Below are 21,123 nucleotides of genomic sequence, written 5' to 3'. Positions count from 1 at the left end.
CATCCTGCAACGGCCCCCAAAGGAGGCGACCTTGCAGGATGGGTAAGATCAGCCGGGTATCTTGCTCGCCTTGATCTTGGCTTCGAGCCGACCGAGATTTTCGAGAATCTCAGGCGATGGCGGCGGTGGCTCCGGGCTCAGGCTCTCAAGCCTTGCAATCAGGGCTTCCATCACCACCAGACGAGAATACCATTTCTTGTTTGACGGCACGACAAGCCAGGGCGCGTGCTCGGTCGCCGTCGCCCGGATCGCTTCTTCATAGGCTGTCTGGTAAGCGGGCCAGAACTGACGTTCCGCCAGATCGCTCTCATCGAACTTCCAGCGCTTGTCCGGCCGATGAAGACGACGCAGCAGACGCTCCTGCTGACACTCGGGCGACATGTGCAGCATGACCTTGAGAACATGGATGCCCTGCCGGCCCAGATAGGCCTCGAAATCGCGGATATCCTGCAGGCGGTGGTCCCAGAACTCCCGCTTTGTCGGATCGCCCCTCATGCCTCTCGCATCGAGCGTGTCTGCATGAACTCGGGCAACGAGCACATCCTCGTAATGGCTGCGGTTGAACACCCCCACCTGGCCACGGCTCGGTATGGCCATGTGAACGCGCCATAGATAGTCATGAGAAAGCTCGATATCGCTCGGCTTCTTGAGAGACACGACCTTGGTACCCTGTGGGTTCATCCCGGTCATGACATTGAGAATGAGGCTGTCCTTGCCCGCACCATCCATGCCCTGAAGAACCAGAAGCATGGAATGGCGATGCTCTGCCGCAAGCCTTTCCTGCAACGCCCCGAGGTGAGCACGCCGCTTGTCCAGCCACGCCTCGACATGGCCCTTGTGCAAACCGCCATGATCCTGCGGACGGACGGACTTCAGCTCGAAATCACGCCCGTCGCTTACGAGATACTTGCCAGGAAGCTTGCGGGCCAGGCCCAGGGTCAGTTCAGTCACTGCTTCGATCCACTGCGAGGCCACCGGCAGCCTGACAGACAGGCATCATCTCGATGGCGTTGATGTTGACATGGGGCGGAAGGCTGAGCAGCCATGATACGGTTGCCGCGATATCCTCAGGCGTCAGCGGGTCAGTCCCTTTATAGACATCCGCGGCCTTCTGATTGTCGCGCAGCCGCACATTGCTGAATTCGCTGCCCCCGCACAGTCCCGGTTCGATCGTGCTCGCACGGATCTTCGTTCCCAGCAGGTCAGTGCGCAGATTGCGCATGAACTGGCCGACAAACGCCTTGGTGGCTCCGTAAACATTGCCCCCGACATAGGGGTAAGTCCCCGCGATACTGCCAAGTGTGATGATGTATCCATGATTGCGTTCGACCATTTGTGGAAGAAACGCGCGAGTGACATCCACGACACCCGTCACATTCGTGTCAATCATGGTTTTCCAATCCTTGAGATCGGAGTCCTGCGCCTTGCCTACACCGAGGGCCAGACCGGCATTATTGATCACCACATCGACCTGACGCCAGGCGGGTGGCAGGCTTGCGGGCAGGGCCTGAACCTTTTCGGCATCGGTCACATCGAGCACCTGCGGCAGGAATGCCTCGCCCAGTTCTTTCTTCACGGCCTCAAGCCGTTCCGCCCGTCGGCCGGTCCCGATCACACGATGGCCTTCCTTGACCAGACGCTTTGCAATAGCCTGACCAAACCCGGCTGTTGCGCCGGTTACCAGAATAATCGCCATCGTTTTCTCCATTTCAGGTTCAGGACACACAGGGGCCTACGCTATAGCAGACGGGGCAGCCGCTCCATGGTTGCCACACTCTGTATCGTTGCCACGAAGCGCCGCCCTTGCAAAACCCCCTGCAATGGCCGACATTTTCCCTCATGGCTTCAGATTTTCAAACGCCCGACGAGACCACATCCGAAACCTTGGCAGGCCGTCTGCTCATTTCGAGCCCCATGCTTGGAGAGTCGGAATTTGCGCGCAGCGTGGTCTATGTCTGCGCCCATTCGCGCCGGGATGGTGCCATGGGGCTGATCATCAACAAGCGCGCATCGCACCCCACGCTCGAAACCCTGTTCGAGCAGCTCGACATTACCCCCTCACCGCCCAAGCGCCGGATCAATCTGTGCATGGGCGGCCCCATGGAACCGACCCGTGGCTTCGTGCTTCACTCTGCCGACTGGCGGCGTGAAGACAGTCTCGTGATCAACAACGAAAACTGCCTGACTGCCAGCCTCGATATCCTGCATCAGATCGCCGCTGGCGAAGGCCCACGCCATGCCCTGCTGGCGCTGGGCCATGCCTCATGGGAGCCCGGTCAGCTGGAAGATGAAATCATCCAGCAGAATGCATGGCTGAGCGCCCCAGCCATGGATGATCTTATTTTCGGCAGCGATCAGATGGTGAAGTGGCGCAAGGCCCTTGCCACCATCAATATCGATCCCCTCTCCCTCTCCAATCTCGTCGGCCACGCCTGAGGGCCGCCTAGCCCGGACATGCACCAGGCTTGAGGGGCCGCGCATCGAGGATACGTTCTGCCGCCTCGCTGCTGAGAGGGTGGTGATAGAACTGGCGGTAGAAATCCCGGATCTGTGCGAGCATCGCAGCGCGGTCAATCGTCCCTTTTTCGATCAGCTGACGCGCCCACAGGCGTTGCAACAGCAATTCGGGGCTGTAGCGATCCCAATTGAACACCCCTGACGGATTGCGAAACACATGGTGCTGCGCCACGGCAGCAAGCTGTACCCAAAGCGGCGATGACGCGATTTCAGCCTCGCTGCCTGCATCCGCTCCCAGAATGATGATGTCGGGCTGCCAGCCCAGGATCTGCTCCAGCGAAACCGGTCGCTTGTTGCCATGCACACCGATCGCGGCATTGCGGCCACCGGCATCACGTATCCACTCATCCACGATACTCGTATCACCATCCACGGTCAGGGGATCGAGCGAGGCGATATGCAGCACACGTGGCGCTAACACCGATTTCCTCTCCGCTGGCGGCCTGTCGAGCGCAGCAAAAGCCGTGCGATAGCGGGCGGCCTGAGCCTTTGCCTCATCCGTCCCCAAAAGGACCGCCGTCTGATCGATTGTCGCCAGCATCCCCGCGAAATCGGTAAAGCCGACAGGCGCCGCTTTTAGCCCGACAGATTGCAAGGTACCTGCCACACCGGAATCACGGGTGACAAAAACCAGATCGGGTTGAAGGGCAAGAACAGCCTCGGCATTGAGCACCATGCTGCCAAAAACATGGGCCTGATGCAGGGATGGGGCGACGCAATACATCCAGGCAAAGCGCGACGGCGAGACGACCGTACCGACAATTCTGTCTGCTGCGCCCAGCATGATCAGCGTGGCGTTATGGGCATACCATCCATCCACAATGCGCGCGGGAGGCGGCGTTGCTGGCAGGGCTGATGCCTCCTGAGGAGTGGCCACCGCCAGAAACCCGCTCAGCACAGCACCCCAACCGAAACTTCTCATTCCGCCTCATCCCTTTGTGCAAAGAAGCGCTCAGCACCATGATCGTAATGTTGAAGGGCAACGTCATAAAAGGCGCTCAGACGCCCCGCCTCGAGAACATCATGCGGCGGCCCCTGTGTCACCACGCGCCCGGCCTCAAGCAGCACGACATGGCTCGCATGACGGTAGATCATCTCAGGCTGATGCGCCGTCATGATGACCAGACGGCCCTGCTGCGTCAGGGTGGAAAGCAGCCCCATCAATCGATGCTGATAGCCGTAATCAAGCCCGGCCAATGGTTCATCCAGCACAATGACCGGCGTCTCCTGCGCCAGCGCCCTTGCCAGAAGAACGCGCTGATACTCGCCCCCCGATAGTGCGGTGCAGGGCCGTCGCGCCAGATCCTGCAAACCGAGCTGCGCAATGGCGCACTCGATGCTGTCGCGGTCCGCCCTGGACAGGCGCGTTGTCAGCCCGCCATGCGGCATCCTGCCCATCTGCACCACCTGCATAACATCATAGGGCGGCAGATGCTCCCTGTTTTGCGGCACGTAGCTCAGCAATCGGGCCCGATCCATGCGCGAAAGATCGGTCAGGGGCACATCATTGACCCGAACACGTCCCCGGTCGGGCACGATAAGACCGAGCATCAGCCGCAGCAGCGTCGTCTTGCCAGCGCCATTTGCCCCCATGAGGCTGACCAGTTGCCCGCCAGCAAAATTCAGCGTTACATCATCGAGTATGGGACGTCCACGCCGGGTGAAGCCGAGAGCCTGTGTCGCAAGGGATGTCACTTATAACTGCCCTTCGCGACGCAGATGCCTCAGCACCACGATGAAGCCTAACGCCCCGAAAAGCTCGGTCATCATGCCAAGAGGAATCTCGGACGCTGTCAGGCTTCGCGCTGCGGTATCGGCCAGCATCAGCCCCGCCGCCCCCATCAGCGCCGCGAAAGGCAACATGAGGCGATGTCCCGGCCCGATAATGAGTCTGGCCATATGGGGCACAATCAGCCCGACCCAGCCGATAATCCCGACTATGGAAACCGTCAGAGCACCAAGCGACGTGGCAAGGGCCAGCACGACGATCCTCATGACCCCAACCGGCAGGCCAAGGCTCCGGGCTTCGTCATCGCTCAGAACCATCGCGTCCAGCGCCCGCGAACCCAGCCAAAGCAACGCCATGCCCAGCACACATAAGGGTGTCACCCAGGCAAGCTGCATCCATTGTGTTCGGGCGAGGCTCCCGAGCAGCCAGTAGATGATGGCTGGCAACTGATCGAATGGATCAGCCACATATTTGAGTAACGAGAGAAAAGAGGTGAACAGGGCAGCGCTGATCAACCCGCCTAGCAGCAGCGGTAAGATACCCTCGCGCCCCACCAGCCGCGCGATGCCAAAGCCGCAGGCCACGGCGCAACACCCTCCGGCGAAGGCCGAAAACCCCACTACCGCACTACTGCCATGCAGCAGGATGGCCAGCGCCGCCCCGAAAGCCGCGCCACTCAGTACCCCCAACAGATCGGGCGAAACGAGCGGATTACGGAAAACCGCCTGAAACGCGCTTCCTGACACTGAAAGCGCCGCCCCAACCACCATGGCCCCGATCAGCCTTGGCAGGCGGGCGTAAAGCAGCACGGCCCGTGTTTCGGCGGCACCATGCCCGGCCATCATGGCCCCGATTGCGTGAAGTGAAAGCGGATAGCGCCCAATAAAAATTCCGGCGACAAGCGCGCCGATCAGGATGAGAGTGAGCATCAGAAAGCACAAACGATTGCGCAACGCCCCTTCCCCCTTTTACCATAATGGACCTGATTACCCCGATACCGGGTCAGGGCTTGTCTGGCGAGAGGTTCATGGCTTGTGCAGACAATCGTGCAGCATAGCCAACGAAGAAACGCGAGGTCTCTGATGTGAGAGAGATGATATCGGAAATAATCGGTGGGCGGATGGTCTGCCTGTTCAGCAATACCAGACCGCCAGAATGACCAGAATTGTGGAAATTTTGGTCGGAGTGAGAGGATTCGAACCTCCGGCCCCTGCGTCCCGAACACAGTGCTCTACCAGGCTGAGCTACACTCCGAACCGATGGATGGGGCTATACTGCCAGATGGGCGGTTCTGCAAGGGGGGCAGACGATCAAAGTCGACCTGTCTCGATGTTTTCCTCGCTCTTTCTGGTTTTACCCAGAATTTCGAGAGCTTGAGCCACGTCAGGAACAACCTGATAGAGCCTGCGCGCCGAGGCATCTGCCAGGCCCTGCTCGATTGCTGCCTCCAGAGCCGCAATCACGTGCACAGCCCAATTCGCGACGTTGACGATCAGGATAGGCTTGTCATGCAGCGAGAGCTGGCGCCACGTCATGATTTCCATGAGTTCGTCAAAGGTGCCGAGTCCGCCTGGCAGCACCAGAAACGCATCGGCCTGCGCGAACATCAGCCGTTTGCGCTCATGCATCGACTCGGTAATGATCAGATCCGTCACCTGCTCGTTCATGACCTCGCGGCCGTGAAGGAATTCGGGGATGATCCCGGTTACCTCGCCACCAGCCTGCAACGCGGCTGCGGCCACCACACCCATAAGCCCCACTGCCCCGCCACCATAGACCAGATGGATGCCACGCTCTGCCAGACCGGCTCCCATTGCGCGGGCGGCTTCACCGAAAGCCGGGACAGAACCATGGCGCGAGCCGCAAAAGACAGCGGCGGCAGCGATTGTCATTTCTGGATTTTCCTTCGACCTGTGACGTCAGGGCCTTGCAGCTCGCTGCAATCTCAGCACCTGCACGATGCCGAGAAATGTAATGCAAGCTGTGAAGATGAACAGGGCCATATAACCCGCAGAATGGATGACGAGCCCCAGCAACGGGCCGGACACGCCAATGGCGAGATCGAGAAATACCGAAAAGGCCCCAAGCGCGGCTCCGCGATTCTCCGCCCCGGCGCGATCAACAGCAAGAACGCCCAGTGCCGGAAACACCAGTGAAAAACCCGCTCCGGTTACTGCAGCGCCCAGAGTGGCCGCTTCAGCAGAGGGGAGAAAGGCCAGTATCAGCAATCCGAGTGTTTCAACACCGAGCGAGATAAGCGCGACATTTGTCCCGCCGATACGTCCGATCTGGCGCGCGAAAACGAAGCGCACGATGACGAAGACCATACCGAATACAGCCAGAGCCTGTGCTGCATCCGGCCAGTGCTCCGCCGCAAAATAGAGCGCAAGGCATGACGAGATTGCCCCGAATCCGACGGATCCCGCTGCCAGCGCGCAGCCATGAGGCAGCACGAGACGGAACACCTTGGCGAAAGACATGGCGGGCGCATCATGGCGTATGGGGGCAACCGCGGGATAGGTGCTGGCCAGTGCCGTGCCGATGGCGGGGAGCAGGGTCGAGAGAACACCCAGACTCACCAGCCCGCCCCAGCCGCCACCGAGATGCGACAGCTGCTCGCCAATCGTGGCACCCAGGGCGATACCGCCATAGGAAGTTATTCCATTCCATGAGATGACCTGAGCCGTATTTGCTGCCCCTGCGCGGCGTATGTTCCAGACGATTGCAGCTGTCGAGGCCCAGCTTTCTGCCCAGCCAAGGGCCAGACGACTGGCGAAAAGGCAGATCAGGGAGAGTGGGATGACCGATTTGCCAAGCCCTGCCACCAGAAGCAGCAGGCCGGAAAAGACGCCAAGCGCCAGACCCAGCACCGCAACCGGCTTTGGCCCCTGGGTGTCGATACGTTTTCCCGCCGATGCGCGCGACGCAAAGGTGGCGAAATACTGCAGCGACACGGCAAACCCGGCGATGACCGTGTTGCAGTGCAGGACATTATGCACGAAGAGCGGAATGACTGCCATCGGCAGGCCGATGACGACATAGATAATGAGGTTCAGTGAGACGACCGGCAGGATGATGCCAAGTGGCGATCGTGTCGCCTTTGCCTGCCCGGCACCCATCACAATTTCCCCAATCCTATTTTTTGGTCGCTAGAGGCTCAGCTTTGCCAGCCCCTGCGCCTGCTGTCACCCCGCCCGGTCAAGTTTACGTCAGGTTTAAGCGTTCAACCTGCGCCAAGTGCGCAGATCAGTACGGAAACGACGGCACCCAGCCAGAGCGATGAGGTGGAAAAAACTGAAATCATGACGGCAGATCCTTCCACAAGAGAGCATTGGACTCAGTGAACGCTGCACCATGCAAAAAGTCAGCAGGGTGATTCACCAAAAAGTGTCAATTGTGCGGTTTTTTCTTTTGCCGTGCCCTCGGCCTCATCCTGACCGAGCCCGGTCAGCGTGACGCCCATCAACCTAATGGCACGCTGAAGGGGAAAGAACCCTTCTAGCAATGCCACAGCCTGCTCGCGCACCGCATCTCGGCTTGAGAATGGAGAAGGATTGGACCGGGTGCGTGTCGTGATCTGGAAATCGGCATATTTGAGCTTCAGAGCCACAGTGCGTCCGCGCAGTGATTGCGCCTCACAATGCCGCCAGAGCTTGTCGCACAGCCCGTCGAGCACCGTGCAGGCGCTGGCAAAATCCGTCAGATCGGCCTCAAACGTCGTCTCGGTACCAATCGACTTGCGCACCCGGTCCGGCACGACAGGACGATCGTCAATGCCCCAGGCGATGGACGCATAGAACGCAGCAGCTTTGCCGAAATGACGGGTCAGCACGTCACGCGGGATATCACGCAGGTCAGCACCGGTAAAAATGCCCAGCCGATTCATCTTGGCCCGCGTCGCGGGGCCGATGCCGTGAAACTGCTCGACACGCAGCGAGGCCGCAAAATCCGGCCCCATGGCGGGCGTGATGACGAATTGTCCATTGGGTTTGCGATGATCCGACGCCAGCTTCGCCAGAAACCGGTTGTAGGAGATCCCGGCCGAAGCCGTCAGTCCGGTTTCCTCGGCAATTTCTGCGCGGATACGCCGTGCAATATCGGTGGCCGACCCATGCTCGCGATAGCTTTGTGTCACATCGAGATAAGCCTCGTCGAGTGAGAGAGGCTGTATAAGCGCCGTATAGCGCGCGAATATCTCATGGATCTGGCGTGAAACGGCGCGGTAGGTGTCAAAGCGGGGCGGAACAAAGACCAGTTCCGGACATTGTCGCAACGCCGTACGCGATGGCATGGCCGAACGGACACCAAACCGACGTGCCTCATAGCTGGCCGCCGCGACAACGCCTCGTCCTTCACCCCGCCCTACGGCAACAGGACGACCACGCAACTCCGGTGCATCGCGTTGTTCAACCGAAGCGTAGAAGGCATCCATATCGATATGGATGATGCGACGCACAGCCCCGTGACCTGTTGGCTCAGACATGTTGCCCTTATGCCATCAGGTTCGAGAACAAAACAAGATCATCAAGCGTCAGGCTGACAGAACCAGCGATGGTTCAGCCACAACGCATCAGGCGGAAGTCAGGCCGGATTTCTGCCATGCGGGCGGGCAGGCTTCGCGAATCAGTGCTTCGAGCAGATCGATCGCCATATCGCTGTCATTCAGACATGGAATGAGGGTCAGTTCCTCACCTCCCGCCTCAATGAACTCGTCACGCAATTCGTGGCCGATTTCGTCCAGCGTCTCAATGCAATCGCTGATGAAGCCGGGCATGATGACAGCGATACGTGTAATCCCCTGCTCTGGCAGCGCCGTCACGAAAGGCGCCGTATAGGGCTGCACCCATTCCATCGGCCCAAAACGAGACTGGTAAGTGATCGGCATCTGTTCTTCGCTCACATTCAGAGCGTCACGCAGGGCGCGGATCGTTCTGACGCAGTCATCGGGGTAGTAATCCCCCTTGTCCACGCAAAGCTTTGGCAAGCCGTGAAAGGAGGCGACAATACGTTGCGGTTTCCAGCTCAGCCCCGTCAGATGGTCACGCACGCTCTTTTCGAGCCCGGCGATATAGACAGGATGATCAGGAAAAGCCGGGATGGTTTGAATGGCGGGCTGACGGCGCAGCGTCATCAGCGTGCGAAACAGCTGATCATTGGCTGTCGCGGTCGTGGTGGCGCTATATTGCGGATAGAGCGAGAGATAGAGGATGCGATCACATCCCTGATCCATCAGTTCCTCGACAGCCTCACCAATTGAGGGTTTGCCATAGCGCATACCCCAGGCCACCGGCACATCGGTGCCAAGGCGCTCGGCCAGCTTCTCCGCCTGGGCACGGGTGTAAACGCGCAGCGGGCTGGCGTCTTCTTCACGGTTCCAGATACGGGCATAGGCTTCGCCACTCTTGGAAGGGCGTGTTGTGAGAACAACGCCTTGCAGAATGGGCTGCCAGATGGCTGGCGGTGCCTCGATCACACGACGGTCGGAAAGAAACTCGCCAAGATAGCGACGGACCGAGAAGAAATCGGTGCCTTCAGGCGTGCCAAGATTGGCAATGAGGACACCCGTCTTGCCTTCCGGCGGTGTCGCAGTCGCGGGGATCTTGTTATTGAAGGCCATGTCTCTCTATCGGCTTACTGACTCAGGAGAGACAAAAACCGCTCAGCGCGCTGACGGTTTCCGTTTGACGCGCACCGGAATGGCTTTGGGTACAGGCGCCATACGCAGGAGACCAAGCGCAGCGAGGGCAAACAGACCAGCGGCCAGAGTGTCGATAACAGCCATTGTCATCTCCGTTCGGACCCTTGCAGCACAACCCTGCATCCGCCCTTGAAAGGAGTTTGGCACTGCGCCGGGTCTGCGCAATGCCAAAATTACAATAATGACAAATATGTAATATAATAGCCCATAATCAGGCCTTCTGCTTGATCAGATCGAGCGCAATCAGGGCCTCAGCAATCTGTACTGCGTTCAGCGCAGCGCCCTTGCGCAGGTTATCCGACACACACCACAGCGCCAGACCGTTCTCCACCGAGTCGTCGATACGCAGGCGCGAAACATAGGTCGCATCCTCGCCCACGCACTCGATCGGGGTGACGTAGCCGCCATCGTCACGCTCATCGCGCAGAATCACACCATCGGCCTCGCGCAGGGCCTCGCGGGCACGCGCCAGATCGACGGGTTCCTCACATTCGATATTGATCGCCTCGGAGTGACCGATAAAGACGGGCACACGCACACAGGTTGCCGCAACCTTGATGTCGGGATCGAGAATCTTGCGTGTCTCGACCGCCATCTTCCACTCTTCCTTGGTGGAGCCATCGGGCATGAAGCTGTCGATATGCGGAATGACGTTGAACGCAATCTGCTTGGTGAACTGGGCGATGGTCGGCGGATCGCCTACAAAGCTGCCCTTGCACTGGCCAAACAGCTCATCCATGCCATCCTTGCCGGCGCCGGAAACCGCCTGATAGGTCGACACCACGATACGCTTGATGGTGAACAGATCATGCAGCGGCTTGAGCGCAACCACCATCTGCGCTGTCGAGCAGTTGGGGTTGGCGATGATGTTGCGCTTCATCTTCTTCAGCGCATTCGCGTTTACTTCAGGCACCACCAGCGGCACGTCCGGCTCCATGCGGAAATGCGAGGTGTTGTCGATCACGATGCACCCGGCCGCTGCCGCACGCGGCGCATGCACAGCAGAAACCGAAGCGCCAGGTGAGAACAGGGCGATATCCCAGCCGGTGAAGTCGAACGTCTCGAGGTTCTGGATCTTGAGAATTTTCTTGTCGCCAAACGAAACGTCCTGCCCCGTGGAGCGGGCCGAAGCCAGCGCTGCCACTTCGGACACAGGAAAATCTCTCTCGGCAAGAATGCGCAGGAGTTCACGACCTACAGCACCAGTCGCGCCAACGACCGCAACGCGGTATCCCATAATCACATTACCTCAGTCAGAATTCGATCGTCATCACGCCGGGCGTCATGACCGTTTCATCGGGCGAATGACAGGCGCTTGAACAGCGCTGACAGCCGATGACGGCGCAGTTCATAGCGCGCCTTGTTATTTGTGGCCATGTAATTCAGCTGAATAGTGTAGCGCGGGCCAACATACTGCCTGTGACCGTGCCAGGTTTTCGGCCCATTCGGGAAAATCAGCAACGTACCGTGGGCGGGCTTCACCTCAACCTCGTAATCCTCGAGATTATCGGGGCCGTTCAGCAGGCGCAGGCAGCCTTCCTGTGCAGACCAGGCAGCACTTTCCGGATTCAGGTAAAGCAGGATCGTCACGAGCTTGGCTTCTGAATCACGATGGATACGCCCGTCCTTTTCACGGGTGCGGCCACGCAGGGTGAGCATGCTCGGTGCGTCTTTGATATCGAGGCCGAATTTCTGCGCCACGATCTTCTTGAGCCGCGGCCCTTGCAGTTCCTTCGTCAGCGCTCTGACTGTCGGGTGCAGCCGCAGACCCTCCGGGGGAAAGGACCCGCCGGACTTCATCTCGGGCATCAGATTGATGAGTGTCTGGAGGTCCTCTTCGCGTACGAAGTTCGGGACAACCACATGTCTGAACGGTGCCTCGCTGATCGGGGTCCGTTCGAGGGCTTCATACTGAAGAGCGATCTGTGACATGGAGGGCGAGACTATTCCTGCTCCCCCCGGCGCACAAGAGGCTTGCTAGCCCTTCATGCGGTGATGCAGGTGGCGCACCGCACTGTTGCGTACATACTGTGTATACCCTGCCCCGATACGGTCGGTATCGGAAAAGCACGAACGCATGGACACAACCCCTTCAGCGGGCTTTTCGCCGGGGGTGTAGGCGGTTCTGACCAGATGGGGTGCCCGCGTGCAGCGCAAGGGGGCTCGGCTGTCGAAATCGAGATGACGCCCTTGCTGCTCGACCGGGCGTTCGGGAGTCGCCCAGGCACAGGACACGCCCTGTGACAGTAGCGAAATCGTGAATACCGCGAGTGCGGGCATGCAGCGCATGACAGACCCCTCCAAACTGCAATATCGGAATACCATGTGATGGGTTAGACCACACGACGCTCTGGTGCGGAGTCTATAGACGGCAGGCAGGATTGAAAGTTTCGACTCTTTCTGATGCCGTCTGCAGAACGTGCGATTGTGAACTGAAATCGTTCGGAAAAGTTTTATGCTTGTTGCTGATCGGCAAGAGTTTCATGGTTGTTTCCGCCATGAGGGTGCCATTTTAAGTCGATATCCAGTTCCGGACGAGTCAGCCGGGGAGGGCTGCAAGCATGGGTGAGATCGGTTCGTTACCAACGGCGCTGAATGGCGCCAACACCGTCTATCTGGCGGATCTGCATGCGAAATGGGCTGCCGATCCCCGCAGTGTGGACCCTTCCTTCGCCGATCTGTTCAGGGCACTCGATGCCGAACAGGAAGCAGCCCAGCAAGCCGCCAAGCTGAACCCCGCTGACCGGGCCGCTTGGGGTGAGCAGGCTTCGCTGCTCGACGCACGCAGTCCGGCGGGACCGGCGTCCAGGACAGCTGGCGAATTTTCGGCCACCGATCTGCTCTCAAGCGTGGATGACAGCGTTCGCGCCATTCAGCTTGTCCGGGCCTATCGTGTCCGTGGCCATCTTGAGGCGCGTCTCGATCCGCTGGGTCTACAGGTTCCGAAATCCTACACCGAGCTGGACCCCGCGACATACGGCTTTGGTCCCAATGACCGCGACCGCCCGATCTATCTGGGGCAGATGGTCAGTTCGCTTCTGCCCGAACGGGCCAGCGCCACCATCAACGAGCTTCTTGCCGCGCTGCGCCAGACCTATTGCGGCCCAATCGGTGTCGAATACATGCATATCCAGGACGCCGCCCAGCGTTTGTGGCTTCAGCACCGCCTTGAGGGCGATGACTGGCGGCGCATGTTCTCGGCAGCCGAGAAAAAGACCATCCTCAATCAGCTGACCGAGGCCGAAGGCTTCGAAAGCTTCTGCCAGAAGCGCTTTACCGGCACGAAGCGCTTTGGCCTTGAAGGCAGCGAGGTCACCATTCCGGTGCTCCATGCCATCATCGAGCAATCCGCGCAGCAGGGCACACGCAGCGTCTCTGTCGGCATGGCGCATCGTGGCCGTCTGAACGTGATGGCCAATGTGGTGCAAAAGCCCTTCGCCGCCATATTCTCGGAATTCGCCGGGGCCTCGTTCAAGCCGACCGACGTACAGGGCTCGGGCGATGTGAAATATCATCTGGGCACTGCCGCTACGCTGCATGTCTCGAATGAGAAGGTGCGTGTCACCCTTCTGCCCAACCCATCGCATCTTGAGGCCGTCGATCCGGTCGTGGTGGGACGCGTACGCGCCATCCAGGATTCAGAAGGCTGTGTCGGGCTCGAAAACCGCTATCGCCATCTCGGCCTGCTGATCCATGGCGATGCCGCCTTTGCCGGTCAGGGCATCGTTTACGAGACGATGGCCATGTCCCAGCTCATTGGCTATCGCACGGGCGGCACGGTTCATGTGGTCACGAACAACCAGATCGGTTTCACGACCATTTCGGCCCATGCCCATTCGGGCTTTTACTGCACCGATATCGCCAAGGCCGTGCATGCGCCGATCCTGCATGTGAATGGTGACGAGCCCGAAGCCGCCGCCTATTGCGCGCGCCTTGCAGCCGATTACCGTCGTGAATTCGCGGCAGATGTGGTGATCGATCTGGTCTGCTATCGCCGTCATGGACATAATGAGGCCGACGAACCGGCCTTCACCCAGCCCACCATGTACAAGGCCATTGCCGCACGCCCGACCACGCGTGCGCTCTATGCCAAGAAGCTGGCACGCCAGAAGGTGATCGATGCCGAGACGGCCGATGACCAGTTCCAGTATTTCCAGGATCATCTGCAGGAGCAGTTCGAGGCCGCGAAATCCTACGAACCCAGCCGCGAAGACTGGCTGGAATGCAATCAGGACCCATCGCGCCTGTCTGACGAACCACTGCGTGAGCAGCCGGTGACTGGCATCAGCATTTCGGGTCTGCAACGCGTGGGCGCAGCCCTGACGCGCATCCCGGAAGATTTTGCCCTGCACCCGCGCCTGCGCCGCGTCATCCAGGCACGTGGCCAGGCCATCGAGACGGGTGCTGGAATTGACTGGGCGCTGGGTGAAGCCCTCGCCTTCGGTTCGCTGCTGCTTCAGCATCATCCTGTGCGCCTGTCAGGCGAGGATTGCCAGCGCGGGACATTCAGCCAGCGTCACGCCGTTCTGGTCGACCAGATCAATCAGAGCGACTATGTGCCGCTGAACAACATTGCCGATGGTCAGGCCCGCATCGAGGTCTATAACTCGCTGCTGTCCGAGTTCGGTGTGCTTGGCTTCGAATATGGCTACACGCTGGCCGCGCCCAACTCACTGGTACTGTGGGAGGCGCAGTTTGGCGATTTCGCCAATGGGGCGCAGGTCATCATCGACCAGTTCATCGCATCGGGCGAGACGAAGTGGCTGCGTACGTCGGGCCTCGTGATGCTGCTGCCTCATGGTTATGAGGGACAGGGGCCGGAGCACTCTTCTGCCCGTCTTGAACGCTATCTGCAGCTTTGCGCCGAGAACAATCTGCGCGTGTGCAATATCACCACCCCGGCAAACTACTTCCACGCCCTGCGTCGCCAGATTGCGCGTGAATGTCGCAAGCCGCTGATCATCATGACGCCCAAATCGCTGCTGCGTCACAAGGAAGCCGTGTCGGAACTGGCCGATTTCGGACCCGAAACACGTTTCCGCACCGTCCTGCCCGAGACCGATACCCTGCTGCCCGATCAGGATATCACCCGCGTGGTACTGTGCTCGGGCAAGGTCTATTATGATCTGCGTGCTGCCCGCCGTGACAGCAACCGTGACAATGTGGCGATCCTGCGCCTTGAGCAGCTCTATCCCTTCCCCCGTGATGTGCTGTCGCAGCAACTTGCCCGCTACCCCAATGCGCAGATCATCTGGTGTCAGGAAGAATCGCAGAATGGCGGTGCCTGGGCCTTTGTCGATCGTCGTATCGAGAATTCGGCCGAACGGTGCAATCACGCTTATCCGCGCCCGATCTTTGTCGGCCGCAAGGCGTCTGCCTCGCCGGCCACCGGTCTTGCAAGCGAGCATCTGGCAGAACAGGCTGCCCTCGTACAGGAAGCTCTGGGCTAAAGCTGCTTGATCGACAGGTCCCGGCTGAAAAGTGTCAGCCGGGACCTGTCGAGGCGATCTTTGGATCGCTGTGCTATTTATAAAAAACTTGGCCTGTTGTCCCGGCAGGCGGCTGCACAGGATCCGGCAGGACGTGAACGCCGGTTATTCCCGCGGCCGTCAAACACTGTCTCCGCAGCTTCCCGATCCAAGATACCTTTCGAAAGATGGACCGCCCTATTCTGTCGGGTGATGGGCGAAATAGTAGGTGTCGCTCAGAAAAAGATGGCGCTTCTGCGGTGAGGCTCGAAGATTCTGCGCTTCACGATCCAACCCATGCTGAACGTGTTCAGGGGTTAGCTCGCCCTTGGCCACTTCGTTGAGGATGTCATGAAATATGGCTTCATCCATACCGAGCGAAAAATTGACCCAATAATAGTCAACATATCCCCAGCGCCGGTCTGATGACAGCTCGGCCTCCAGCAAAACCTTCCCCCAGGAATAGCCCCCGATCCGATCCAGAACATGCTGGAGATCGCGGTAACCTTCCCGCTGACGTTGTGTGCAGAAATCAATCAGCCCATGAGAGCCTGGAGGATTCTTTGCAGGATCTTCATATTTCGCGGCCTCCTGCGTGCACCGATAAAGCGCCTTCCTTGCATCGAACGGCGCGAGCTTCAGCGTATTGACCGAAGGTTTTTCATGCAGCAACGCCTGCGCATCGCGCATGGCGAGGGGGAAAGAGAGCGTGTCCCAATAGGCCTCGATACGCCAGATCAGTATCAGCACGCTGCAAACCAGAGCCCCTGACAAAAGCCAGATGGATGAACGTCTCGTCCTCACAATACAGGCAGGCACATTTTCAGGGGCATCTCAGATAACCAGTCACGCCTCACCACGGACCCACGATCCCTGCGCGTCCAAGGATCGTGCTTGGGTCGCCCTTCGGTAGAAATCAGAGATGCAGGGCCCGGTCGAAAGCCCCCATAGCCGCTTCCTTGAAGGCTTCGGACAGGGTGGGGTGAGCGTGGCAGGCCAGAGCGACGTCCTCGGCACTGGCCTTGAAGGTCATAGCCAACGTGGCCTCGGCAATCAGCTCGCCCGCACAGGCCCCCAGGATATGCACACCGAGAATACGGTCTGTCTTGGCGTCTGTCAGAACCTTCACGCCGCCATCTGTCGCCGCAATGGCACGGGCACGGGCGCTGGCCATGAAGGGGAAGCTGCCCGTTTTGTAGGCTATGCCCTCCTGCTTGAGCTGTTCCTCAGACTTGCCCACCATCGCGAATTCCGGCTGGGTATAGATAACCGAAGGGATCGCATCATAGGGAACATGCCCGACGCGCCCTGCCAGTTGCTCGGCAAGCGCCAGACCTTCTTCCTCGGCCTTGTGCGCCAGCATCGGCCCGGCAATGACATCGCCAATGGCATATATGCTGGGGCAGGACGTGCGGAAATGCCCGTCAACAGGAATACGACCGGCCTCGTCGGGATCGATCCCGACAGCGCCCAGATCGAGACCCTGCGTGTAGGGTTTGCGACCGATTGCCACCAGAACCACATCGGCTTCCAGCGTCTCGGTTTCTTCCTTTCCAACCTTTTGCAGCGTCAGGGCGAGGCTTTCACCCTCTGTTGCCACTTTGGTCACGCGGGTGGAAAGGCGGAATTTCAGGCCCAGCTTTTCGAGCGAACGCTGGAACTGACGCCCCAGACCACGGTCGAAACCCGGCGCGATATGGTCGCCATATTCGATGACCGTCACTTCACTGCCGAGGCGCTTCCAGACGCTCCCCAGCTCCAGCCCAATCACACCCGCACCGATGACCGCCAGACGCTTCGGCACGTTTTCCAGGCTGAGTGCGCCGGTCGAGGAAACAACGCGCTTCTCGTCAAAAGTCACACCGGGAAGGGCTGCGGGGGCGCTCCCTGTCGCAATCACGATGGATTGCGCCGTCACTGTCTCGCCGTTGATTGTGAGGCTGTGCGGCCCCGTCAGAACAGCCTCGCCCACACGAAAGGTCACGTTGTTCTTGCGAAAGAGATAACCGATGCCTTTAACCGTATCGCCCACCACGCGCTCCTTGTGGGCCATCATCTGGCCGAGATTGAGCGTTGGCTTGACGTTATCGATGCCGAGCGACGCAAATTCGGTCTCGGCCTCGTGCAGGCGTTCCGAACTGTGCAGCAGTGCCTTGGAGGGAATACACCCGACATTGAGGCATGTGCCGCCCGGCGTCTCGCGACGATCAACGCACAGCACCCTCAGACCACGCTGCGCGGCCTTGAGCGCACAGACGTAACCGCCAGGGCCTGCGCCGATTACGGCCAGATCGAAATCACGGGTTTCGGACATGGCAGCTGCTTTCTCTTCGGACATCGGGATTATCGGGGCTCGGGCTTTTCAGACGCGACAGGCTTCAGGCATCAAGCAGCAGGCGACGGGGGTCCTCGACATATTGCTTGACGCGCACAAGAAAGCTGACCGCCTCGCGCCCATCGACCATGCGATGATCATAGGACAGAGCCACATACATCATCGGGCGGATGACCACCTGACCATCCACGGCAACCGGACGGTCCTGGATGGCGTGCATCCCCAGAATACCCGATTGCGGCGGATTGAGGATCGGGGTGGAGAGTAACGAGCCGAACACGCCGCCATTGGTGATGGAGAATGTGCCGCGTGACAGCTCGTCGAGCTTGAGCGTGCCAGCGCGTGCGCGCGCACCATAATCGTTGATATGACGCTCCAGCTCAGCAAAGCTCATCTGATCGGCATCATGAAGCACCGGCACAACCAGCCCGCGCTCGCTACCCACAGCGATGCCCAGATTGACGAAGCGACGATAGATGATTTCGTCACCCTCGATCGTGGCGTTGATTGCCGGGAATTCCTGAAGCGCACGGATACAGGCGCGCGCAAAGATCGACATGAAGCCAAGCTTCACGCCGTGCTTCTTCTCGAAAATCTCGCGATATTCGGCGCGCAGGGCCTTGGCCGCGCTCATATCCACCTCGTTGAAGGTGGTGAGAATGGCTGCCGTATTCTGCGCATCCTTGAGGCGGCGGGCAATGGTCTGACGCAGGCGCGTCATGGGCACGCGCTGCTCACGGCTGTCCTGCTCGGTCTTACCCAGCAGGGTCGCAAGGGCGCTGGCCACCGCCGGTGAAGGGGCAGCCGGGTTATAGGCCGGTTCGGGCGTAGCCGTCTGTGCGGGGGCTGCAACGGGTGCAGTCGCGGGCTTCTGCTCCATGTGCGTCAGCACGTCACCCTTGGTCACACGACCATCCAGCCCGGTGCCATGCATCACGGATGACGGGTTGATATGTTCCTCCGCCATCAGGCGGGAGGCTGCGGGCATGGGCTCACGCCGGGCGGTACCTGCCGCGCCTTGCGCCGCAGCAGGCTGGGCCTGCACGGGCTGCGCCGGACCAGACTGTACCGGCGCCGACTGGCCTGAAGCCGATGCAGGCAACGGAGCCAGCTTGTCGTCGGGTTTGGCATCGGCCTTGCCATTGGGGTCCAGCGTACCAAGCACGCTGCCAACAGCCACTTCGGCCCCCGAGGCCATAAGGTCATGGCCGAGCACCCCGGCCTGCGGCGCGGGAACCTCGACACTGATCTTGTCGGTTTCGAGCTCGACAACAGGCTCATCGGCGGCCACGGCCTGGCCGGGTTGTTTCAGCCAGCGGGTTATCGTCGCTGATGTGACACTCTCACCCAGAACCGGCACCCTTATCTCGACCGACATCATCTCTCCCTTAGCCCGCTCGGACTTCTGTCGTGCGTCTGTTCGACCCGCCATGCCATGACGGCCTGAGACTGGCGACCATAAACAGGAACAACCGCCATGCCTACTCCGGCACAGCCGTCACATCGTGCTGAAATGGGGATGAATGGCCGGAAATGTCAGGTTCCACCGCCCAGGGGACCCATTCCGCCCCCTGATTTCACCCGATTGTGACGCGACAATCCTGCAAGGCGCGGTCTTTCATCCTGCCTCGAGGGCTTTGCCTGAACCCGTAACGCGCATGCCCTTGCGGTCAGGGTCTGTGCGCCCGAAAAAAATAACCACGAAACCTGTACGCCATCTTTTCGTGTTTCCATTTCTGCCCCGACAGGATGGCGCGTGTCAGAGGCGACGCTCATCTGCCTTTCATCGACGCTGCCCCTGATTTTCAAACGTCCCGCTCCCAGAAACCCACGACGCTTTCAAGTCCCAGACCCCGAGGTTCGCTGCATCATGGCATCTGACACGCCCTCCAACGCCACTGGCGGTACTTATCTCGGCATTGATCTTGGCACGTCCGGAATCAAGGCCGTTCTGGTTGATACGAACCAGAAGGTGCTGGCCGCCCATACCGAGAAACTCGATGTCAGCCGGCCGCATCCGGGCTGGAGCGAGCAGGACCCCGAGGACTGGTATGAAGCCACCCTGCGCGCGCTTGATGCGCTTCATGCCAGCCATCCGCATGAACTGGCCGAACTCCGTGGCATAGGCCTGTCGGGGCAACAGCATGGTGCCGTGCTCATGGGTGCACAGGGCGAGGTCTTGCGCCCCTGCCTTCTGTGGAACGACACCCGGGCCGAGTCGGAGTGCTCGTTGTTCGAGCATCGCTTTCCGCTTTGTCGTCAGATTACCGGCAATATCGCCATGCCGGGATTCACCGCCCCCAAGGTCATGTGGGTGGCCCGTCACGAGCCTGATATCTTCGCGAAGGTAACGCATGTCGTCCTCCCCAAGGCGTGGCTCAGGTTTCGTCTCACAGGCGCGCTGATCGACGATATGTCCGATGCTTCCGGCTCTCTCTGGCTCGATACCGGGCGGCGCCTGTGGTCCGACGCAGCCCTTGAGGCCTCCGGGCTGCGTCTTGCCGCCATGCCCGCGCTTTGTGAGGGAACGGCGCCTGCCGGTCGGCTCGATGCGTCACTCGCCGCACGCTGGGGCATGAAAGAGGCACCGGTCTTCGCGGGGGGCGCAGGGGATAATGCTGCGGGTGCTGTCGGGCTTGGGGCCATTCACACGGGTGATGCCTTTCTTTCCCTGGGCACATCGGGGGTGATCTGGGTCACGACCGACAGTTTCCACCCGGGCGGCAACCACGCCATTCACTCCTTCTGCCATGCTGTCCCCGATCAATGGCATCAGATGGGTGTCACACTCTCGGCTGCGGCTTCGCTTGCCTGGTGGTCGCGTGTCACCGGCCTTGATGAAAAGACCCTCCTTGCCGAATTACCTGAAGCCCCGCTTGCCCCCTCACCCGTGTTGTTTGCCCCCTATCTGTCGGGCGAACGCACGCCGCATAATGATGGCACGGTACGCGGCGGATTTGTCGGGCTTACGCAGGACACAACACGCGCCCAGATGACACAGGCCGTGCTTGAAGGCGTCGCTTTCTCGTTTCGCGATGCGCTTGAGGGACTCGCCGAGTCCGGCACCGTGATCACTGAAGCGGATGTGATTGGCGGAGGGTCGCGCAGCCCGCTCTGGACCGCCATTCTCGCCAGCGTTCTGGGGGTCAGGCTGCATCGTCTTGCCAATGGCGAACAGGGCGGCGCATTCGGCGCAGCACGGCTCGCCCGCATTGCCGTTACGGGTGAGGAGGTCGCCAGTGTCTGCCTGCCGCCAGAGCGCGTGGCAACCATCACGCCGGATGAAACGCTGAGTGGCCCCTATCGTGCAGCCTACGCACGGTACAGAGCGCTTTATCCGGCGCTCAAATCCATTCCCTGATCATCCCACGCCTGA

Annotated in this window: 19 protein-coding genes and 1 tRNA gene; 3 read left to right on the top strand and 17 right to left on the bottom strand. The window is 60.0% G+C overall.

The genetic code is table 11. The features are described from left to right. Positions 1-48 precede the first annotated feature (48 nt). Together P5689_RS09835 and P5689_RS09830 are read right to left on the bottom strand one after the other, a co-directional pair. The gene (locus tag P5689_RS09835; RefSeq protein WP_285533007.1) at positions 49-951 is read right to left on the bottom strand and encodes a PPK2 family polyphosphate kinase; all 903 of its coding nucleotides are present in this window, start codon (positions 949-951) and stop codon (positions 49-51) included. Beyond that, a complete protein-coding gene (locus P5689_RS09830) occupies positions 944-1,696 on the bottom strand; it encodes an SDR family NAD(P)-dependent oxidoreductase (RefSeq protein ID WP_285533006.1) in 753 nt (250 codons plus the stop codon). The genes P5689_RS09835 and P5689_RS09830 overlap by 8 nt, the downstream gene beginning before the upstream one ends. Positions 1,697-1,839: 143 nt before the next feature. Here P5689_RS09830 and P5689_RS09825 point away from each other — a divergent pair, with 143 nt between their 5' ends. Next, the gene (locus tag P5689_RS09825; protein ID WP_023979686.1) at positions 1,840-2,436 is read left to right on the top strand and encodes a YqgE/AlgH family protein; all 597 of its coding nucleotides are present in this window, start codon (positions 1,840-1,842) and stop codon (positions 2,434-2,436) included. Positions 2,437-2,443: 7 nt separating this feature from the next. Here the strand turns inward: P5689_RS09825 and P5689_RS09820 are convergent, their stop codons facing one another. From P5689_RS09820 to P5689_RS09765, 12 genes are all read right to left on the bottom strand, one after another. Beyond that, positions 2,444-3,439, bottom strand: a complete 996-nt coding sequence (locus tag P5689_RS09820; protein WP_035443966.1) for an ABC transporter substrate-binding protein — start codon at positions 3,437-3,439, stop codon at positions 2,444-2,446. Next, positions 3,436-4,212, bottom strand: coding sequence for an ABC transporter ATP-binding protein (locus tag P5689_RS09815; protein ID WP_285533005.1), 777 nt, complete (start codon positions 4,210-4,212; stop codon positions 3,436-3,438). Before P5689_RS09815 ends, P5689_RS09820 begins: the two co-directional genes overlap by 4 nt. Next, on the bottom strand, positions 4,213-5,175 hold the full coding sequence (locus P5689_RS09810; protein ID WP_031241429.1) for an iron ABC transporter permease: 963 nt from the start codon (positions 5,173-5,175) through the stop codon (positions 4,213-4,215). Positions 5,176-5,423: 248 nt separating this feature from the next. Beyond that, positions 5,424-5,500: transfer RNA gene (locus P5689_RS09805), tRNA-Pro, on the bottom strand. A gap of 56 nt (positions 5,501-5,556) precedes the next feature. Continuing rightward, positions 5,557-6,138, bottom strand: coding sequence for a TIGR00730 family Rossman fold protein (locus P5689_RS09800; RefSeq protein WP_023979683.1), 582 nt, complete (start codon positions 6,136-6,138; stop codon positions 5,557-5,559). Positions 6,139-6,165: 27 nt separating this feature from the next. Beyond that, positions 6,166-7,365 carry an MFS transporter gene (locus tag P5689_RS09795; RefSeq protein WP_023979682.1) on the bottom strand — a complete coding sequence of 400 codons (1,200 nt, stop codon included), beginning with the start codon at positions 7,363-7,365 and terminating at the stop codon, positions 6,166-6,168. 245 nt (positions 7,366-7,610) lie between these two features. Continuing rightward, positions 7,611-8,729 (bottom strand): DNA polymerase IV, encoded by a 1,119-nt coding sequence (gene dinB / locus P5689_RS09790; RefSeq protein ID WP_285533004.1) that lies wholly within the window; start codon positions 8,727-8,729, stop codon positions 7,611-7,613. Positions 8,730-8,816: 87 nt separating this feature from the next. After that, positions 8,817-9,863: a ferrochelatase gene (gene hemH / locus P5689_RS09785; RefSeq protein ID WP_023979680.1), complete on the bottom strand. Its 1,047-nt coding sequence runs from the start codon at positions 9,861-9,863 to the stop codon at positions 8,817-8,819. 42 nt (positions 9,864-9,905) lie between these two features. Next, positions 9,906-10,028 (bottom strand): hypothetical protein, encoded by a 123-nt coding sequence (locus P5689_RS09780; RefSeq protein ID WP_255493486.1) that lies wholly within the window; start codon positions 10,026-10,028, stop codon positions 9,906-9,908. Between the two features lie 127 nt (positions 10,029-10,155). Continuing rightward, entirely contained in the window at positions 10,156-11,181 is a 1,026-nt protein-coding gene (locus tag P5689_RS09775) for an aspartate-semialdehyde dehydrogenase (RefSeq protein ID WP_035443969.1), read from the bottom strand. Positions 11,182-11,237: 56 nt separating this feature from the next. Next, on the bottom strand, positions 11,238-11,876 hold the full coding sequence (locus P5689_RS09770; protein ID WP_023979678.1) for a 2OG-Fe(II) oxygenase: 639 nt from the start codon (positions 11,874-11,876) through the stop codon (positions 11,238-11,240). 45 nt (positions 11,877-11,921) lie between these two features. Further along, complete coding sequence (locus tag P5689_RS09765; RefSeq protein WP_023979677.1) at positions 11,922-12,233, bottom strand: hypothetical protein; 312 nt, start codon at positions 12,231-12,233, stop codon at positions 11,922-11,924. A gap of 272 nt (positions 12,234-12,505) precedes the next feature. On the opposite strand from P5689_RS09765, the gene P5689_RS09760 reads away from it, so the two are divergent. After that, a complete protein-coding gene (locus P5689_RS09760; protein ID WP_285533002.1) occupies positions 12,506-15,394 on the top strand; it encodes a 2-oxoglutarate dehydrogenase E1 component in 2,889 nt (962 codons plus the stop codon). 216 nt (positions 15,395-15,610) lie between these two features. On the opposite strand, the gene P5689_RS09755 is transcribed toward P5689_RS09760, so the two are convergent. The 3 genes from P5689_RS09755 to odhB all read right to left on the bottom strand — a co-directional run bounded on the left by P5689_RS09755 (position 15,611) and on the right by odhB (position 19,125). Then, positions 15,611-16,162, bottom strand: a complete 552-nt coding sequence (locus P5689_RS09755) for a hypothetical protein (RefSeq protein ID WP_285533001.1) — start codon at positions 16,160-16,162, stop codon at positions 15,611-15,613. Positions 16,163-16,328: 166 nt separating this feature from the next. Continuing rightward, the gene (gene lpdA, locus P5689_RS09750; RefSeq protein ID WP_285533000.1) at positions 16,329-17,750 is read right to left on the bottom strand and encodes a dihydrolipoyl dehydrogenase; all 1,422 of its coding nucleotides are present in this window, start codon (positions 17,748-17,750) and stop codon (positions 16,329-16,331) included. Between the two features lie 40 nt (positions 17,751-17,790). Then, positions 17,791-19,125, bottom strand: coding sequence for a 2-oxoglutarate dehydrogenase complex dihydrolipoyllysine-residue succinyltransferase (gene odhB / locus P5689_RS09745; RefSeq protein WP_285533879.1), 1,335 nt, complete (start codon positions 19,123-19,125; stop codon positions 17,791-17,793). Between the two features lie 492 nt (positions 19,126-19,617). Here odhB and xylB point away from each other — a divergent pair, with 492 nt between their 5' ends. After that, the gene (gene xylB, locus P5689_RS09740) at positions 19,618-21,108 is read left to right on the top strand and encodes a xylulokinase (protein WP_285532999.1); all 1,491 of its coding nucleotides are present in this window, start codon (positions 19,618-19,620) and stop codon (positions 21,106-21,108) included. Positions 21,109-21,123: the final 15 nt, after the last annotated feature.

This window comes from Asaia sp. HumB (assembly GCF_030263835.1).
Classification (GTDB): Bacteria; Pseudomonadota; Alphaproteobacteria; order Acetobacterales; family Acetobacteraceae; genus Asaia; species Asaia bogorensis.
This window is presented reverse-complemented; position numbering and strand designations above follow the sequence as displayed.

Bases quoted from the DNA above. Each gene is read 5' to 3' on its own strand.
- P5689_RS09830 (WP_285533006.1), bottom strand. From the start codon at position 1,696: ATGGCGATTATTCTGGTAACCGGCGCAACAGCCGGGTTTGGTCAGGCT.
- P5689_RS09825 (WP_023979686.1), top strand. From the start codon at position 1,840: ATGGCTTCAGATTTTCAAACGCCCGACGAGACCACATCCGAAACCTTG.
- P5689_RS09820 (WP_035443966.1), bottom strand. From the start codon at position 3,439: ATGAGAAGTTTCGGTTGGGGTGCTGTGCTGAGCGGGTTTCTGGCGGTG.
- P5689_RS09810 (WP_031241429.1), bottom strand. From the start codon at position 5,175: ATGCTCACTCTCATCCTGATCGGCGCGCTTGTCGCCGGAATTTTTATT.
- P5689_RS09800 (WP_023979683.1), bottom strand. From the start codon at position 6,138: ATGACAATCGCTGCCGCCGCTGTCTTTTGCGGCTCGCGCCATGGTTCT.
- P5689_RS09795 (WP_023979682.1), bottom strand. From the start codon at position 7,365: ATGGGTGCCGGGCAGGCAAAGGCGACACGATCGCCACTTGGCATCATC.
- dinB (WP_285533004.1), bottom strand. From the start codon at position 8,729: ATGTCTGAGCCAACAGGTCACGGGGCTGTGCGTCGCATCATCCATATC.
- hemH (WP_023979680.1), bottom strand. From the start codon at position 9,863: ATGGCCTTCAATAACAAGATCCCCGCGACTGCGACACCGCCGGAAGGC.
- P5689_RS09780 (WP_255493486.1), bottom strand. From the start codon at position 10,028: ATGGCTGTTATCGACACTCTGGCCGCTGGTCTGTTTGCCCTCGCTGCG.
- P5689_RS09775 (WP_035443969.1), bottom strand. From the start codon at position 11,181: ATGGGATACCGCGTTGCGGTCGTTGGCGCGACTGGTGCTGTAGGTCGT.
- P5689_RS09770 (WP_023979678.1), bottom strand. From the start codon at position 11,876: ATGTCACAGATCGCTCTTCAGTATGAAGCCCTCGAACGGACCCCGATC.
- P5689_RS09765 (WP_023979677.1), bottom strand. From the start codon at position 12,233: ATGCGCTGCATGCCCGCACTCGCGGTATTCACGATTTCGCTACTGTCA.
- P5689_RS09760 (WP_285533002.1), top strand. From the start codon at position 12,506: ATGGGTGAGATCGGTTCGTTACCAACGGCGCTGAATGGCGCCAACACC.
- lpdA (WP_285533000.1), bottom strand. From the start codon at position 17,750: ATGTCCGAAGAGAAAGCAGCTGCCATGTCCGAAACCCGTGATTTCGAT.
- odhB (WP_285533879.1), bottom strand. From the start codon at position 19,125: ATGTCGGTCGAGATAAGGGTGCCGGTTCTGGGTGAGAGTGTCACATCA.
- xylB (WP_285532999.1), top strand. From the start codon at position 19,618: ATGGCATCTGACACGCCCTCCAACGCCACTGGCGGTACTTATCTCGGC.